The organism is Paenibacillus sp. FSL F4-0100 (assembly GCF_037993005.1).
GTDB lineage: Bacteria > Bacillota > Bacilli > Paenibacillales > Paenibacillaceae > Paenibacillus_AQ.
Window position 1 is genome coordinate 1,973,771 of sequence record NZ_CP150303.1, and the last position, 16,177, is coordinate 1,989,947.

The following is a 16,177-nucleotide window of genomic DNA, read 5'->3' on the forward strand; positions in this document are numbered from 1 at the left end:
TTCCTGATTTTCCCGGGAAATAATGGACGCCCTGAGCAACCAGCTCAGGGCGTTTTTCGATTGGGGATAGGGGTGTTAGTTTCAATCCGGCGTTTTCTCTACGAGCGGCTCATCATTTTTTTCATTGGAGAGGCCGGTAATCTCGAAGACTTTGAAGAGGAGAGCCATGAGGACACCTACAATGGTAGCCAGGGCCATACCCTTCAACTCGACGGTACCAAACTTCAAGGTTACGCCGCTAATCCCTGTTACCAGGACCAACGTAGCCAGGATCATGTTGCTTGCCTTGGAGAAATCGACCTTTTGCTCAACAAAGATCCGAAGTCCGGAAGCTGCGATAACCCCGAACAGCAACAGTGATACGCCGCCCATTACAGGGGTAGGAATGTTGGCTACAACAGCGGAGAACGTGCCGGAGAAGGAAAGCACAATCGCAATAACGGCTGCTCCGGCAATTACGAATATCGAGTATACCTTTGTGAGTGCCATGACACCAATATTTTCACCGTAGGTGGTATTTGGTGTGGAGCCAACAAATCCTGACAGAATGGTGGATATACCGTTAGCCAGAAGAGAGCGATGCAGGCCAGGGTCTTTGGAAAGGTCTCTGCCCACGATATTACTTGTTACCAGCAAATGCCCGATGTGCTCCACGATAACAACGAGGGCAACCGGAATGATGGTCCAGATCGCCCCGTTATCGAATACCGGGGTTGTCAGCTCCGGAGCCGACAGGAACCTCGCGTTCGCGATTTTCTCTGTGTCTACCACGCCTAGAGCGAAGGACAGAGCATAACCGACAACAATCCCGATCAGAATGTGAATGATTTTGGAGAAGCCGCGGAACAGGATGGCCCCGAATACGGTGACACCAAGAGTCACGAGCGAAATCGTAATGATTTTCGGATCAATGGACTGTCCCTCTTCTGGTAAAAAACCAGCCATACCTGCTGCAACCGGTACAAGCTCAAGCCCGATCATTGCAATGATGGCACCCATGACCGCTGGAGGGAATACAAAGTCGATCCATTTGGTACCCGCATATTTAACGATGAGAGCTACCACGCAGAAGATAACTCCTGTAACGATAAAGGCTCCTAAGGCTTTGCCATAGTTGGCATCCGGATCTTTGGCGAGCACGATCAGAACCGGAGAGATAAACGCAAAGCTGGAACCCAGGTAAGCCGGGATCTTTCCTTTACAAAAGAAAATGTATAGCAGTGTACCAATACCGTTCATCAGCAGGATCATGCCGGGATCCACACCGAATAGGTTCGGTACAAGCACCGTACTTCCGAACATGGCAAACAAATGCTGCAGGCTCAGAAGGAAACCTGGACCAAACGGAAGTTTCTCATCAACTTGAATTTCTCGTTGCAAACCATTTCACTCCTCTTAGGACTTTAAATATAGGACCGTTCGCGTACGATCTTTAATAGATTAAATACAATCGTTCGTTTTTTCAACAATAATTTTTACAGTTCGTCAAAATATCCAATTGGTGTCAAGTTTTGATGTCTCCGAGCCGGAAACGGGCATACTATAAGTGTTTGAACGCTCGACATGTTGACGTATAACGTCACAAGCGTCATAATGATAGGAAAACAATCACGAGGGAACCTGCACGTTTTGACAAGGGCGGGTTCCATTTTATATAGAAAGGGAAGAGAAGGACTCCAAAATGGGCATAGAGCGATTACTCGAAAAGGCCAGCGCCTATATAAAAGAACCCGATCTTCTCCGCATCCAGGAAGCTTATGAATTTGCGGAGCAAGCCCACCACGGACAAGTGCGGAAATCGGGAGAACCTTATATTCTTCATCCGCTTGCGGTTGCAGACATCGTGGTGAATATGCAGATGGACACGTTGTCTATTATTGCTGCGTTGCTTCATGATGTCGTTGAGGATACAACCGTATCGCTCGAGCAGATCCGCGAGCGCTTCGGAGATACCTGCGCACTGCTGGTGGATGGATTAACGAAACTGGAACGTATTCAATTCCGATCCAAAGAAGAACAGCAGAACGAAAATTATCGTAAAATGTTTATCGCAATGGCCCGGGACATCCGGGTGATCGTTATTAAGCTGGCGGACCGGCTTCATAATATGCGCACGCTCAAGTATCAGTCCGAGGAAAGCCAGCGCCGTATTTCCTATGAAACGCTAGAGATCTTTTGCCCGATCGCCCATCGTCTAGGTATTTCCGCGATCAAGTGGGAGATGGAGGATATCGCTCTTCGTTACTTGAACCCGCAGCAGTATTACCGCATTGCGAATTTGATGCACAAGAAGCGGGCTGAACGAGAGCAGTATATCGATAATGTCATAGTCTGTATCCGTGAGAAGCTTGACGAGATGAGTATACAAGCCGACTTATCCGGCAGGCCGAAGCATATCTACAGTGTGTTTAAGAAAATGACGGTGAAGAACAAACAATTCAACGAAATTTATGATCTTCTTGCAATTCGCATTATTGTGGACAATATTAAAGATTGTTATGCTACGCTTGGCATCATACACACCTTGTGGAAGCCGATGCCTGGCCGTTTTAAAGATTATATCGCCATGCCCAAAACGAACATGTATCAATCCCTTCATACGACGGTGGTCGGACCGAATGGGGAACCGACAGAGGTTCAGATCCGGACTTGGGAGATGCATCGTACGGCGGAGTACGGTATCGCGGCTCACTGGTCCTATAAAGAAGGTTCCGCAGGCAACGGAGGCAGCTTTGATAACAAGATGACGTTCTTCCGTGAAATATTGGAGCTGCAGCATGAGACGAAGGATGCCTCGGAGTTTGTGGAATCTCTGAAGATGGACTTTTTTTCCGATTTGGTATTTGTGTTTACGCCAAAAGGCGAAGTAATCGAACTTCCTTCAGGCTCCGTCCCTCTCGATTTTGCCTACCGAATTCATACGGAAGTAGGAAACCGGACCATTGGTGCCAAGGTCAACGGCAGAATTGTTCCGCTGGATCATCAGCTCAAGACCGGTGATATCGTGGAAATTTTAACATCGAAACATTCGTACGGTCCTAGCCAGGACTGGTTGAAGATTGCCCAATCCTCCCATGCCCGGAGTAAGATCAAGCAGTGGTTCAAGAAAGAGAAACGGGAAGAGAATGTGGAGAAGGGGCGCGATATGCTGGAGCGCGAGATCAAGCGCCTCGGTCTTGAGGTGTCCGAGTGGACGACCGATGATAAATTAATGGAGGCAGCCAAGAAATTCGCCTTTAATGATATCGAGGATATGTTATCCGCGGTTGGCTTTGGCGGGATCACTGCCGCCCAGATCTGTACCAAAGTGACCGAGAAGCTCCGTAAGGAGCAGGAAGAAGCGAATCAGCTTGAATTGACCTCCGAGATGAAGGAAATCAAGCCGGCGGAGAAACGAAGCCGTCCGACGAACGGCGTACGCGTTAAGGGGATCGATAACCTGCTTGTGCGTTTCGCGAGATGCTGCAATCCCGTGCCCGGCGACGATATTGTCGGTTACGTTACCCGCGGTCGCGGCGTATCGGTCCACCGTTCGGATTGTGCCAATCTGTCGACCATGGATGAAGGCGAGGAGGCCGCACGCGTAATCGAGGTGGAATGGGAAACGGCCGTTGAGGCCAATTACAGCGTCGATATCGAAGTGACAGGCCATGATCGTAACGGGCTGTTAAACGAAGTTCTTCAGGCGGTATCAGAGAGCAAGACGAATATTTCCGCAGTGACCGGCCGATCTGACAAGAACAAAATGGCGATGATTCACATGACGATTTTGATCCGCAATACGGATCACCTCCATTCCGTTGTGGAACGAATCAAGCGGGTGAAGGATGTATATACCGTTCATCGAATCATGCAGTGATGGCACGGCTCCCGTGGTTAACGGACTCTTGGGCTTCATGGACATGGACAGTCTCGGATGATTATACGAATGCGGTCTGTTATCCTGCGGGAGACAGGCCGTTTTATTTTAAGATATCAGAGTATAGACTTCGGAGGATCTGCTGCCTGATATCGCAAGAAAAACTACCGATAAACGCGGTCTGTCTTCTTAGAGAGTACATCGATAGACATTTTTCTTAAGATATCAGAGTATAAACTTCGGAGGATCTGTTGCCTGATATCGCAAGAAAAACTACCGATAAACGCGGTCTGTCTTCTTAGAGAGTACATCGATAGACATTTTTCTTATGGAAAAGAAGGAGCTAAACCTATGAGAGTGGTTATTCAAAGATGTAAGCATGCGCAAGTTACGGTTGACAATGAAATCGTAGGCAAGATTGAAGCGGGATTGATGGTGCTGGTAGGGGTGACGCACGAGGATGAAGAGAAGGATGCCAAATACCTTGCCGAGAAGGTTGCGGGGCTGCGAATTTTTGAGGATGAGGATGGAAAAATGAATTTTAGCGTCCAGGACGTGGGCGGAGCCATTCTATCGGTTTCCCAGTTTACGCTTTATGGCGACACCCGCAAGGGAAAACGTCCGAACTTTATGGCCGCCGCCAAACCGGATGAAGCGAATGCACTCTACGAATCGTTTAACCGCGAGCTCTTAGCGAAGGGGTTGCAGGTTGAGACCGGGGTATTCGGAGCTATGATGGACGTGTCGCTAACCAATTGGGGACCGGTAACCCTGATCATTGACAGCAGATCATAAACGGTTAAAAAAGACGGGCAGCATGCATCATATTGGAGAGATGGGGCATCCTGAGTGGACAAAGGCTTGTTAGTATTCACACAAAAAAGGAGCCGTGTTCGCTATGCGCCAACCTCCCAAATTTTCGATATGGAGCAGTTTGCCTACGATGGTCGGGTCCGGAGACATTAGGGAAGCAGCGAGCACAGAACGCATGGTTACAGCTTCTGAAGATCCTGTACGACTCATCAGCGTAAAAGGACATATCCGGAAGCAGCTGCCGAGATCGTAGAACTAAATAGGATAGCGTATTGAGTCACTTCTGGTGACTACATAGCAGAGCCTGAGAACATTTCAGGCTCTTTTTTAATTCACTCATAAGTTGGGAGTCCTAAGATTCTCTGTTATGACTTTGTAACTGAATGGTGTAGATCATGGGGCTTCCGTTCATTCCGCTGTTATAAAAAAGGCATTCCAGGGTAATAACAAATCGAGGACAATCATGAAAGGAGATATGCCAGATGAGTAAAGTTGCATTTCTACTAGCTGACCAATTCGAAGATTCCGAGATGAAAACTCCTTATGATGCCGTGAAGGAAGCGGGGCATCAAGCTGATATTATTGGATTGAAACAAGGACAAGAGGTAAAGGGTAAACAGGGCAAGGCATCGTATACTACGGATAAAGCCATTGCCGACGTCAATATAAACGATTATGATGCGGTGGTTATTCCAGGCGGCTCTTCTCCGGAAAATTTGCGTCTGGATTCCCATATATTGCAGTTTGTTGCATCAGCGGACAAGGCAGGCAAACCGATTGCCTCAATATGCCACGGGCCGCAAATTCTGGCAAGTGCCGACCTGCTGAAGGGACGTACGATCACTTCCTATCCTCCGCTTCAGGATGGCATGGTAAACGCAGGCGCAAACTTTAAGGATGAGGAAGTCTTCGTGGATCGCAATTTCATTACTTCCCGGACGCCGAAAGACGAGCCAGCCTTCGTGCGTGAGCTGTTAAAGGCATTGTAAGAAGAGACAAGCAGCATGCTGTATGGTTTGTCCATGTTATACCGGTTTTTCAAACAAGTGGGTTGAAAAAAGGAGGAATGGACATGTCTAGACAAATTCAAGCTTATTTCAGAACAGAAGACGACGCTGAAGGCGCAAGGACGAGGCTGTTAACGTACAACACAGAGCAGTTGGAGGTGGGACAGCTTCAGGATCCGGTTCGAGGTGGAGGCAATATCCTCGTGCCGCTGGTGCCATGGGGTAATTCCGGCACGGGTGGAGCAACTGCAGGGGCTACAACGATGGGAGCTCCAGGCGGAGTCGTCGGGGCTCCGGGGGTCATCGTGGGCTCACGGGATGCCGATGACAGCCGCGATATAGCGCAAGATCGGCCGCACGGCGATGACACGCTGGGCGATGCATGGCGCGAAGCGGACGTGACGGACCGGGACTATGATGATCTGAGATATACGCTGTCCGTTAAGGTAAGGGACGAGGATTACGATCAGATCGTACATGATTTGCGGGCGAATAACGCTTATGTGGAGCGATTTGATTAATTGACGGAAAATGCCTGACAGGCGTTTGGATTCCCTAAGAAGTTGGAGATTATCATTCGTATAGGGCATATTCATTAGTGCACAAAAAGGGCTGTTCCGCAGATGGAGCAGCCTTTTGCGGTTCATTTATTAAAAGCGCTTTCTTGCTTGTAACATAACTGTAATGTTTGTTCAATGTTCCTTTAATATTCCCTGTTTATAATAACAGCATGACCCCCTTTTTTATATAATATATGTTTTGGACCTACAACGTGGTTTGTAGGTTTTTTTCTTTTTTCGGGCAATTTCTACAAAGTTTCTTGACTTTAGTGTGGTAGTTCATTAGAATCTAAAAATATAATGTTTTGGGTATACTATATTTATGAATAATGGATTTCATGACGGGAACAAGTACTCCATCCCCACAAGACCAGAGAAGAATCCCTTGGCTGTAAGGATTCGCTTGATGAGTGGACGAATGACCTCCCCGAGAACAGACGGCGAAGCAAGCACCGGTTGACCGGTGGGATAGACAGTAGCCGAACTGCGCGACCGGGCGTTAAACGGATGAAGCGGATGATTGAATGCACTGATTTATGGTGTGTCGACGCCGGAATGTGGGTGGTACCACGGGTGATTATATGAACATCTCTCGTCCCTGTTGTCTTAAGACAGCGGGGCGGGAGATTTTTTAGTTTTCACGACTTTTTGCGAAATGACTCCTTAGGAAGAGGGATGAAGATGGCAAACGAGAAATTCGAGAAACCGACAGGCACGCAGGACATCCTGCCAGGTGCCGTCGAGAAATGGCAGTTTATCGAGGAGAAGGCACGGGATTTGTGCCGGAGATACAACTACCGCGAAATTCGCACACCGATCTTTGAACAGACCGAGTTGTTCAAACGCGGGGTGGGCGAAACCACCGACATCGTAGAAAAGGAAATGTATACGTTCAGGGATAAAGGCGATCGCAGCATGACCCTCCGTCCAGAAGGAACGGCAGGCGTCGTCCGGGCTTACGTGCAAAACAAGCTGTATGGAGAGCCTGACGTCACGAAGCTGTACTACATGGGCCCCATGTTCCGCTACGAGCGTCCACAGGCGGGACGCTACCGCCAGTTCCACCAGTTCGGCGTAGAGGTGTTCGGGACTGCAGATCCGGCTATTGATGCTGAGGTGATTGCGCTGGGTTACAGCTTCTACAAGGAGCTTGGGCTGAACGGCGTAAAAGCGGAGATTAACTCCGTAGGGACGCCAGAGGTACGGGCGGCTTACCGAAGTACATTACTTGCTTTCCTGGAACCGATGAAAGAGAGCCTATGCTCGGATTGCCAGTCACGCATGGAACGCAACCCGCTGCGCGTGCTGGATTGCAAGAAGGACCAAGGGAAGTTCGGTGATGCACCTTCGATTCTGGACAGCCTGGATGAGGAATGCAGCACGCATTTTGAGAAAGTAAAAGGGTACCTGGACGCCATGGGCATCGAGTATGAGATCAATCCAAGACTTGTTCGGGGATTGGACTATTATACGCATACCGCATTTGAATTCAAGGCCCAGGGCATCGGCGCAATTGATACCGTAGGCGGCGGAGGACGGTTCAACGGACTGGTCGATCAGATCGGCGGACCGGATCAGCCGGGCATCGGGTTCGGGATTGGTCTTGAGCGAATCCTATTGATCCTGGAGCATCAAGGTGTTAATCTGTCAGCCGCCAAGCCGCTGGATGTCTATCTGGTGGCGCTGGGTGAAGCCGCCGAGCAGGAAGTGGCAAAATTGATCTACGAACTGCGGAGCAATGGCGTAGCAGCCGAACGTGATTACCTCGGCCGGAAAATGAAAGCCCAGATGAAATCCGCCGACCGTCTGCAAGCTCGTTATACCGCCATTTTGGGTGAAGACGAACTGGCGCGCGGAGAAATTGCCCTGAAGTCGATGGAAACCGGCGAACAGCGTACAGTTAAATTGGATCGTCTGGTACAAGAATTGGTTTAATCGTCGCATGAAGCGACTTAATAATATTAAAGGGGAATGATAAACGATGAAAAGGACGCATCAATGCGGTCACCTGACAACCGCGAACATTGGAGAAACTGTAACACTGAACGGCTGGGTACAGACCCGCCGCGACTTGGGCGGCGTGCTGTTCATCGATCTTCGCGATCGCAGCGGCATCATGCAAATCGTATTTAACCCGGATTTCTCCGGCGAAGCTTTGGCTGTTGCCGATAAGGTCCGCAGCGAATTCGTCGTGGCCGTATCCGGTAAAGTCGTAAAGCGTGATCCTGAAACGTTCAACGCGAACCTGCCTACTGGAGAAATCGAAGTCCAAGTGACAAGCATTGAAGTGCTGAATGCAGCCAAAACACCTCCGTTCTTTATCGAAGACGGCGTGGAAGTGGATGAGCAGCTTCGCTTGAAATATCGATATCTGGACCTGCGTCGTCCAGAGATGCAAAAAACGCTGATGCTGCGCTCCAAAGCGTCTAAAGTATTCCGCGACTTCCTCGACGACGAGGGCTTTGTGGATGTGGAAACGCCGATTCTGACCAAGAGCTCGCCGGAAGGCGCCCGTGACTATCTCGTACCGAGCCGTGTGCACGCAGGTGAATTCTTTGCACTTCCACAATCTCCGCAAATTTACAAGCAGCTCCTCATGGTGAGCGGGCTTGAACGCTACTACCAAATTGCACGCTGTTTCCGTGACGAAGACTTGCGGGCTGACCGTCAGCCTGAGTTTACCCAGGTCGACATCGAGACGTCCTTCATGGAACGCGACGACCTGCTGAACATGATGGAGCAGCTAATGGTGAAGTTGTTCAAGGAAACCATCGGCGTTGAACTTGCAACGCCATTCCAGCGTATCAGTTATGCCGATGCGATGGGCAAATACGGCTCCGATAAACCGGATCTTCGCTTCGGTTTGGAATTGATCGAAATGAACGATATCGTTGCTAACAGCGGGGTCAAAGTATTCTCTTCCGTTATTGAAAAAGGCGGCGAAGTGAAGTGTTTGAACGCTAAAGGTTGCGGGACTTGGACACGTAAGGAAATTGACGATCTGGGGCCATATGCAGCCCGTTACGGAGCGAAGGGGCTTGCTTGGATTCAAGTGAAAGAAGGCGAGTTCAAAGGACCTATCGTGAAATTCTTCAGCGAGCAGGAAATTGAAGCGGTAAGAGAACGTACGGGAGCCGAAGATGGCGACTTGCTGCTGTTCTCCGCAGACAATAAAAAAGTGGTTGCCGATGTCCTGGGCGCACTCCGCTTGAAAATCGGACGCCAGCTTGGCCTGATCAACGACAACGAGTACAAGTTTGCTTGGGTGCTGGACTTCCCGCTGTTCAGCTATGATGAAGAGGCGAAGCGCTATGTGGCCGAGCATCATCCGTTCACCCGTCCAAAAGACGAAGATCTGGAATTGATGGATACGGATCCGCTTGCCGTGCGTGCGGAAGCTTACGACATCGTTCTGAATGGATACGAAGTAGGCGGCGGTTCCATGCGGATTTTCAAACGCGAGATCCAAGAGAAAATGTTTGCGGCTCTTGGTATGTCGCCGGAAGTGGCGCATGACAAATTCGGTTATCTTATGGACGCGTTTGAGTACGGCACTCCTCCACATGGCGGAATCGCCTTTGGGTTGGACCGTTTGGTGATGCTGCTTGCCGGACGCACGAACCTGCGTGAAACGATTGCGTTCCCGAAAACGGCAAGCGCAACAGATCTGTTGATGGACGCTCCTTCCCAGGTGGACGGAGGACAGCTGGAGCAGCTGCATATCAAACTCGCCAAGAAACCGGGCGACGAGAAATAAGTCCGTTGTTCTTGATAAAGGAGGTTGCTTGAATTATGCTGCACCAATTTTCCCGTACGGAATTGGCCATTGGTCCTGAGGGCCTTGAAGTGATGAAGAACAGCACGGTAGCCGTGCTGGGTATCGGCGGCGTGGGAGGCATTGCGGTGGAAGCCCTCGCCCGTTCCGGGGTAGGCCGTATCATTCTGATCGACAAAGACGTTGTGGATATCACCAACATCAATCGGCAGATCCATGCCTTAACGACCACGGTAGGTCAGAAGAAAGCAGACCTGATGGTTGAACGTGTCAAACTGATCAATCCGGAATGTGAAGCGATCGCCCTGAACATGTTCTACACCGAAGAGACGTATGAAGAATTGTTTAAATTCGATCTGGATTATGTGATTGATGCGTCGGATACGATCATTTATAAAGTACATCTGATCAAGGAATGCCTGCGGCGCGGGATTCCTATCATCTCCAGCATGGGGGCAGCCAACAAAATGGACCCCACGAAGTTCCAGGTAGCCGACATCTCCAAAACGTCCATGGATCCGATTGCCCGTATCGTACGCACCAAGCTGCGCAAAGACGGCATCAAGAAAGGGGTCAAGGTCGTATTCTCACTAGAGGAGCCGATGAAACCCCGCCAGGACGTTACGGAGAAGATCGTACCCGAGAATGCCCCTGAAATCCGGAAAGCGAAGCAGCCTCCGGCAAGCAATGCATTCGTTCCGCCAGTGGCCGGACTGATTATGGTCAGCGTAACGGTGAAAGAACTGCTCGAAAAGGGTGGCGTTTCGTTATAATGATCCAGTAAAACTCGGATTGAGAAAACGATAGACAAGCGGAAGGCAGGACGAAACGCGCCTTCGACCAAAACATAGAGTGGTTAATAAAACGCAGTGTCCAAAGCAATGGACGCTGCGTTTTTTATGGTCATCGCCGAAGCGAGTATGAATGGAAAACCAGCACCATGAAAATCCTTGTGACAGAGCTTTGCTAGTATATTCGTACCAGTTGTGCTACAATGGAACTCCTTTTTGTGTCACGGCCCTTAAAGCCAGACTTTCGATGCGAAAAAATATGTTTCTTAGGAGGTAACTGAAAGTGTCAGAATCTTTTCAAAGTGCCTATCAAGAAGAAGAGTCAAGGCTAAACGAGGTTATCGTTGAAATTGACCGTCAGTTTGAACGTTTGCGCGGGATTCCCGTATACACGGGCCATGATTTTACGGAGCAGGTGCTCGAAGCGGGGCGGGAAGAGAAACGGCAGGCCCTCGCCAAAAGTTTGCCGGAGCCTTACTTCGGGAGGCTGGATTTTCAGGAGAGCGGAACGGGAGCGAAGAAACCGCTCTACATCGGGAAGATTGGCTTCGATAAGGAAGATGCCGGGGATCACCCGATGGTGATTGATTGGCGAGCCCCGGTCGCGAGCCTATTTTATTCGTTTACGGGCGGTACCGACCCGGCATCGTTCGAAGCACCCGAAGGAATCATCGAGGGGCTGGTGTATTTAAAACGCAACGTTGTGATCCGCAAGCAAATTTTGGAACGGGTATCGGATACGTACAATCGGGAGAGCGGCGGACCTGCCGTATCCGATGAGTTTTTGGTCTACCGTCTCGGGGAGAACAAGGACAACCGGCTTCGGGATATCGTATCTACGATCCAAGCCGAGCAGGACAAAATCATCCGGGCTGCTAAAAATACCGCTCTCATTATCCAAGGGGTGGCGGGAAGCGGAAAAACGACGGTGGCTCTGCATCGGCTGGCTTATTTGCTCTATCAATACAAGGAGCAGGTAACCGCGGAGAAAATGATCATATTCGCACCCAACCTGATGTTTCTGGATTACATATCCGACGTACTGCCCGAGCTCGGAGTTGGCGATATACAGCAGCGCACGTTTGGCGATTGGGCAGCGGAGCTGCTCGATATCGAGCTCGCTTCGGATGATCATGCACAGACGCTTCATCTATGGTTCGAGACCGACCCGGGGCAGGGAACCCCGGATATTGACGATAATGTCAGCGGGCGCTATAAAGGCTCATTGAGACTGATGGAGATCATCCGGCGCTGCGTGGAGGCTATCGAAACCGAGGCTCTACCGGACGGGGACTTCTCTCCATGGGATGGGGCCGTACTGAAACAGGAGACGATCGCGGAATGGTTCTACCAGGAGTATAAACCGTATCCACTGGCCAAACGGAAGGAACGGCTGCTTGCCAGATTGCACCGCTGGGTCGAGATGGAACTGAAGAAATCGCCATCAGCGGCCGTGATGAAAGAACGGAAGAAAAAAGCGGCTCAACGAGAAAAGGCTTATGCGAACCGATGGCCGAAATTTGAGCCGGTCTCATTATATAAACAATTGTTTGGTGCGGCAAAGGCGACCGGAACGATGTTTGCAGAGCTAACCGCTCTGATTCCGTCCGAGGTGCTCGCGGCAACGCGTAAAGATCTGAAGAAAAACGTGGTCCGCGAAGAGGATTTGCCTGCCCTGCTGTATTTCCACTGTTTGCTGAATGATATTACCGGTGAGCAGCGCTTTGACCACATCGTCATTGATGAGGCTCAGGATTTCTCGCCATTTCAGGTAGCTGTGCTGGACCTGTTCGTAAGAGGACATTCCTTCACCATATTAGGTGATTTGTCGCAGGGCATTCATGCCTATCGCGGCGTTCATGCGTGGGAGGAAATGAGCTCCTTGTTTAAGGAAGAGGAAACAGCTTATTTTGCGTTGACACGCAGTTACCGCTCGACGATGGAGATCATCGAATTTGCCAACGGCATTTTGGAGAAGGGTGTCAGCAGTGATCTGCTCGCCGTACCCGTATTTCGAAGCGGCGATGCCGTTCGCCTCATTCCTTATGAGTCGGAGAAATCCAGAACAAGAGATTTGGAACGGGCGATGGAGGCACTCATCGCTAAGGAATATCGGACGGTAGCCATTCTCACCCGAACCTTGCGGGAAGCGCAAGAGCTGCATGAACAATTAATTGCTGCATGGCCGATGCTGAATCTGATCGATGGCAGCAAAGGGACGTATCAGGGGGGTTACTCCGTGCTTCCTGTTTATTTGTCTAAAGGACTTGAGTTCGATGCGGTTGTGGTGGCGGATGCGGATCGGAGTCATTACGCGGAAAAAGCTTGGGATGCCAAGCTGATGTACGTCGGCTGCACCCGGGCACTGCATGAGCTGTGGCTGCTGCATGGTGAAGCGCGTCCTTCTTATGTGACGGCGGACGCTTCGGATATTACAGCCATCGGCTGGCCCGCAGAGTAAGATAGGATTGTGTTACTAAGCGCGAAGAGGAAAGAACATAAAATTTCCCGTGGGGTGGTACATGTCTGCATGTGCTTGTCTCTGCGGGGCTTTTTGCTGTGCCCGCGCTTAACCAAGCATTTGGTAGGAAGAACCAAGGTTATCGATATACCGGATCAAAGTCCAAACGGCGAGAAAGAAGAGTGCAGCTGCCAAGATGATGTAGAGGGTCATTTTTCGCATAGGTTTTCGTTTCAATTCAAAAACCTCCCTTCGAGTTCTCATGGGCTAACGAGATTTCATCTTCCTCACTGCGGATGCCCTGTTTATACTCATAGAGAATAATGGAGGAACGGATGAAGGCATACAGGCCGATCAGGAACTGTAAGATAAGGATAACATGCAGCAGGTTTATCGCTAGCCTCTCATCGTCGAGGTATTCTGGCCCAAATATTTCTTTTAATCGATTGTTATGATTAACATGGATATAGAGTCCAAGTAAACTGATCCCCATATTCATAGCCCCTCTAGATAAATTGCGTTTGGACTTCTTGCGAGTCGTCATAGCCACTCTCCTTAGATAAGGCTTCTCTATAATTTCCTATAATTAAGTAACGCTCCGGAAAGATAAAAGTTGGTTATCATGTTAAACGAGCATCGAATATCGATGGGTATCCGAACCACTAGCGTAGATGTCCATAGGCTTGCTACAGGCATGACAAAATTGAATATGGTATGATAGAGTGTGACGGATTTGATTGAAACCGGCTTATCTTTGCATTGATATCAGACAAGGAAGTGTAGTTATGGATTTATTCAGTATCGGGCGTGAAGGGGACCGGGATTCCAGGCTGCTGGCCGATCGGATGCGCCCTTCGTCGCTGGATGAATATATAGGACAAGAACAGATTATCGGACCGGGCAAGCTGCTCAGACGTGCCATAGAAGCAGACCAGGTCTCTTCCATTTTATTGTACGGCCCGCCGGGTTGCGGCAAAACAACGCTGGCGCATATTATCTCCCAGCAAACGAAGGGGTACTTCGTTCGGCTGAATGCGGTGGAAGCCTCGGTTAAGGACGTCAGGGAAGTCATTGAGCAAGCCCAGAGCAACCGCAGTCTGTACGGCACCAAAACGATCCTGTTCCTAGATGAGGTTCACCGCTTTAACAGTTCAAGACAGGATGCGCTGCTGCCTGCCGTGGAGAACGGTACGATTATATTTATTGGCGCGACAACAGAGAATCCATTTCATTACGTAAATGGGGCCTTGATGAGTCGTTCAACCTTGTTCCAGCTTGAGCCGCTGACTAAGAACCATTCCATGATCGCCATGCAGCGCGCGTTATCCGATCCAGATAAAGGACTTGGATTCATGGATCTCCAGGCAGACGAGGAAGCATTGGAGCATATTGCAACGATGGCGAACGGCGACATCCGCCGTGCTCTGAACGCCCTCGAATTAGCGGCCATGACCACGCCCCCGGATGAAAGCGGCAGGGTTCATATTACGCTCGAAGTGGCCGAAGAATCGATACGCAAGCCGCTCGTCAAGGCGGACGAGTCCACGCAGTATGACGTGCTGTCTGCCTTCCATAAAAGCATTCGAGGTTCCAGTGATGCGGCCTTGTTCTGGTTCCTGTATGCGGTCGAAAAGCTAGGGATGGACCCGATGGTGTTCATCCGCCGCTTGATCGCTGCCAGCAGCGAGGATATCGGGCTGGCTAATCCGCAAGCGATGGTGCAGGCGGTGAGCGCACTGGATGCCTACCGGAATAACGGCTGGCCGGAAGCCAAGTTGAACATTGCCCAGGCGATTCTGTTTGCGGTGGAGAGCCCCAAATCGGATGGCGTTGTGACCGCCATATCCCGGGCGATGTCCGCCATGGATGAAGTGAAATCGGCTGAGGTTCCGCTTCATCTCCGTGATGCGCATTACTCGGGGGCGGTGAAGTTGGGACATGTCGGCTACAAGTACCCACACGATTATCCAGGCCATTACGTGAAGCAGGAATATCTGCCGAAGGAGCTCTCCCGCCGGGTGTTCTATCAGGCGACGGAGCAGGGAAATGAAGCTAAGATCGCACACAATCAGCGATTACGACGCGAAGAATAGGGTCTTACAGCACTAACAGGATCAATGGCCGCTAGTTTAGCTAAATGGAGGAAACGAATGATGAAAACAGGGAAACAGCGGTTTGTCATCCTGCTGCTGTCCGCTGGTCTTATGCTGAGCGGCTGTTCGGGGAAAAACGCCCAGGAGCAGGTCGAAAGTGGACAGGCCGCGGAGGCAGCGCATGAGCACGGACATCAGACGCAGCTGGCCAACGGGGATATTCAGGAGGCGACGGCTTCGATTGACGAGCTGCCTACCTTTTTGATGAGCCAGACCAGCGAGCTGCAAACGATCTATGCCTTGTCTGCGCAGGTGAGTGATGTCCTAAAATATATTCCTTGTTATTGCGGCTGTGGAGAGAGTGCCGGTCATGAGAGCAACCTGAACTGTTTTATTGATGAGATTCAGGAGGACGGCACCGTGGTGTGGGACGATCATGGCACCCGCTGCGGGGTGTGTTTGGACATTGCCGTGGAATCTGCCAAAATGAGCAGCGAGGGCAAAAGCCTGACGGATATTCGGGCCGCAATCGACGAGAAATACAGCACAGGCTATGCGAAGCCGACACCAACTCCAATGCCGCCCGCCGAAAGTTAATTCTACTGTAGATAAGCAAGAAGGTACCCGATGTGATCGATAGATCACTCGAGTGCCTTTTTTTGTTGGGGTTAAGGCCTCCAAGGCTGTTTTCAGGAATCGCCTGATCCGTTTCTCAGACTGACCGCCGTGATCTATCTCACAGCATCAAACTATATATGGATGTAAATTTATAAAACGAGACTATATATAGTGTGTTGATGATCTAAGGAGAAGGAGTT

The 16,177-nt window shown here is 50.2% G+C and carries 14 protein-coding genes; 11 read left to right on the top strand and 3 right to left on the bottom strand.

What is annotated here, in order from left to right; translation table 11 throughout:
• Positions 1 to 81: 81 nt before the first annotated feature.
• Positions 82 to 1,380 carry a uracil permease gene (uraA, locus tag MHH48_RS08635; protein WP_076320442.1) on the bottom strand — a complete coding sequence of 433 codons (1,299 nt, stop codon included), beginning with the start codon at positions 1,378 to 1,380 and terminating at the stop codon, positions 82 to 84.
• Between the two features lie 301 nt (positions 1,381 to 1,681).
• Between uraA and MHH48_RS08640 the strand changes: the two genes are divergently transcribed.
• From MHH48_RS08640 to MHH48_RS08680, 9 genes are all read left to right on the top strand, one after another.
• Positions 1,682 to 3,859, top strand: coding sequence for a bifunctional (p)ppGpp synthetase/guanosine-3',5'-bis(diphosphate) 3'-pyrophosphohydrolase (locus MHH48_RS08640; RefSeq protein ID WP_076320443.1), 2,178 nt, complete (start codon positions 1,682 to 1,684; stop codon positions 3,857 to 3,859).
• 351 nt (positions 3,860 to 4,210) lie between these two features.
• Positions 4,211 to 4,654, top strand: a complete 444-nt coding sequence (gene dtd, locus MHH48_RS08645) for a D-aminoacyl-tRNA deacylase (RefSeq protein WP_076320444.1) — start codon at positions 4,211 to 4,213, stop codon at positions 4,652 to 4,654.
• A gap of 103 nt (positions 4,655 to 4,757) precedes the next feature.
• A complete protein-coding gene (locus tag MHH48_RS08650) occupies positions 4,758 to 4,925 on the top strand; it encodes a hypothetical protein (protein ID WP_179090560.1) in 168 nt (55 codons plus the stop codon).
• A 229-nt stretch (positions 4,926 to 5,154) separates the two neighbouring features.
• Positions 5,155 to 5,661 carry a type 1 glutamine amidotransferase domain-containing protein gene (locus MHH48_RS08655; RefSeq protein WP_076320445.1) on the top strand — a complete coding sequence of 169 codons (507 nt, stop codon included), beginning with the start codon at positions 5,155 to 5,157 and terminating at the stop codon, positions 5,659 to 5,661.
• An 83-nt stretch (positions 5,662 to 5,744) separates the two neighbouring features.
• A complete protein-coding gene (locus MHH48_RS08660; protein ID WP_076320446.1) occupies positions 5,745 to 6,200 on the top strand; it encodes a hypothetical protein in 456 nt (151 codons plus the stop codon).
• 720 nt (positions 6,201 to 6,920) lie between these two features.
• The gene (hisS, locus tag MHH48_RS08665) at positions 6,921 to 8,174 is read left to right on the top strand and encodes a histidine--tRNA ligase (RefSeq protein ID WP_076320447.1); all 1,254 of its coding nucleotides are present in this window, start codon (positions 6,921 to 6,923) and stop codon (positions 8,172 to 8,174) included.
• 46 nt (positions 8,175 to 8,220) lie between these two features.
• Positions 8,221 to 9,996 carry an aspartate--tRNA ligase gene (gene aspS / locus MHH48_RS08670; RefSeq protein WP_076320448.1) on the top strand — a complete coding sequence of 592 codons (1,776 nt, stop codon included), beginning with the start codon at positions 8,221 to 8,223 and terminating at the stop codon, positions 9,994 to 9,996.
• A gap of 35 nt (positions 9,997 to 10,031) precedes the next feature.
• On the top strand, positions 10,032 to 10,787 hold the full coding sequence (locus MHH48_RS08675; protein ID WP_076320449.1) for a tRNA threonylcarbamoyladenosine dehydratase: 756 nt from the start codon (positions 10,032 to 10,034) through the stop codon (positions 10,785 to 10,787).
• Positions 10,788 to 11,088: 301 nt separating this feature from the next.
• On the top strand, positions 11,089 to 13,266 hold the full coding sequence (locus MHH48_RS08680) for a UvrD-helicase domain-containing protein (protein WP_076320450.1): 2,178 nt from the start codon (positions 11,089 to 11,091) through the stop codon (positions 13,264 to 13,266).
• Between the two features lie 108 nt (positions 13,267 to 13,374).
• On the opposite strand, the gene MHH48_RS08685 is transcribed toward MHH48_RS08680, so the two are convergent.
• Both MHH48_RS08685 and MHH48_RS08690 read right to left on the bottom strand, forming a co-directional pair.
• Positions 13,375 to 13,503: a hypothetical protein gene (locus tag MHH48_RS08685; protein ID WP_256720363.1), complete on the bottom strand. Its 129-nt coding sequence runs from the start codon at positions 13,501 to 13,503 to the stop codon at positions 13,375 to 13,377.
• Position 13,504: 1 nt separating this feature from the next.
• Positions 13,505 to 13,810: a hypothetical protein gene (locus MHH48_RS08690; RefSeq protein ID WP_076320451.1), complete on the bottom strand. Its 306-nt coding sequence runs from the start codon at positions 13,808 to 13,810 to the stop codon at positions 13,505 to 13,507.
• A 241-nt stretch (positions 13,811 to 14,051) separates the two neighbouring features.
• Here MHH48_RS08690 and MHH48_RS08695 point away from each other — a divergent pair, with 241 nt between their 5' ends.
• Positions 14,052 to 15,359, top strand: coding sequence for a replication-associated recombination protein A (locus tag MHH48_RS08695; protein WP_076320452.1), 1,308 nt, complete (start codon positions 14,052 to 14,054; stop codon positions 15,357 to 15,359).
• 57 nt (positions 15,360 to 15,416) lie between these two features.
• Complete coding sequence (locus tag MHH48_RS08700; protein WP_144023394.1) at positions 15,417 to 15,956, top strand: PCYCGC domain-containing protein; 540 nt, start codon at positions 15,417 to 15,419, stop codon at positions 15,954 to 15,956.
• Positions 15,957 to 16,177: the final 221 nt, after the last annotated feature.

What these genes read in the sequence shown, in the direction of transcription:
- MHH48_RS08640 (WP_076320443.1), top strand. Translation starts at nt 1,682, where the DNA reads ATGGGCATAGAGCGATTACTCGAAAAGGCCAGCGCCTATATAAAAGAA.
- dtd (WP_076320444.1), top strand. Translation starts at nt 4,211, where the DNA reads ATGAGAGTGGTTATTCAAAGATGTAAGCATGCGCAAGTTACGGTTGAC.
- MHH48_RS08650 (WP_179090560.1), top strand. Translation starts at nt 4,758, where the DNA reads ATGCGCCAACCTCCCAAATTTTCGATATGGAGCAGTTTGCCTACGATG.
- MHH48_RS08655 (WP_076320445.1), top strand. Translation starts at nt 5,155, where the DNA reads ATGAGTAAAGTTGCATTTCTACTAGCTGACCAATTCGAAGATTCCGAG.
- MHH48_RS08660 (WP_076320446.1), top strand. Translation starts at nt 5,745, where the DNA reads ATGTCTAGACAAATTCAAGCTTATTTCAGAACAGAAGACGACGCTGAA.
- hisS (WP_076320447.1), top strand. Translation starts at nt 6,921, where the DNA reads ATGGCAAACGAGAAATTCGAGAAACCGACAGGCACGCAGGACATCCTG.
- aspS (WP_076320448.1), top strand. Translation starts at nt 8,221, where the DNA reads ATGAAAAGGACGCATCAATGCGGTCACCTGACAACCGCGAACATTGGA.
- MHH48_RS08675 (WP_076320449.1), top strand. Translation starts at nt 10,032, where the DNA reads ATGCTGCACCAATTTTCCCGTACGGAATTGGCCATTGGTCCTGAGGGC.
- MHH48_RS08690 (WP_076320451.1), bottom strand. Translation starts at nt 13,810, where the DNA reads ATGACGACTCGCAAGAAGTCCAAACGCAATTTATCTAGAGGGGCTATG.
- MHH48_RS08695 (WP_076320452.1), top strand. Translation starts at nt 14,052, where the DNA reads ATGGATTTATTCAGTATCGGGCGTGAAGGGGACCGGGATTCCAGGCTG.
- MHH48_RS08700 (WP_144023394.1), top strand. Translation starts at nt 15,417, where the DNA reads ATGATGAAAACAGGGAAACAGCGGTTTGTCATCCTGCTGCTGTCCGCT.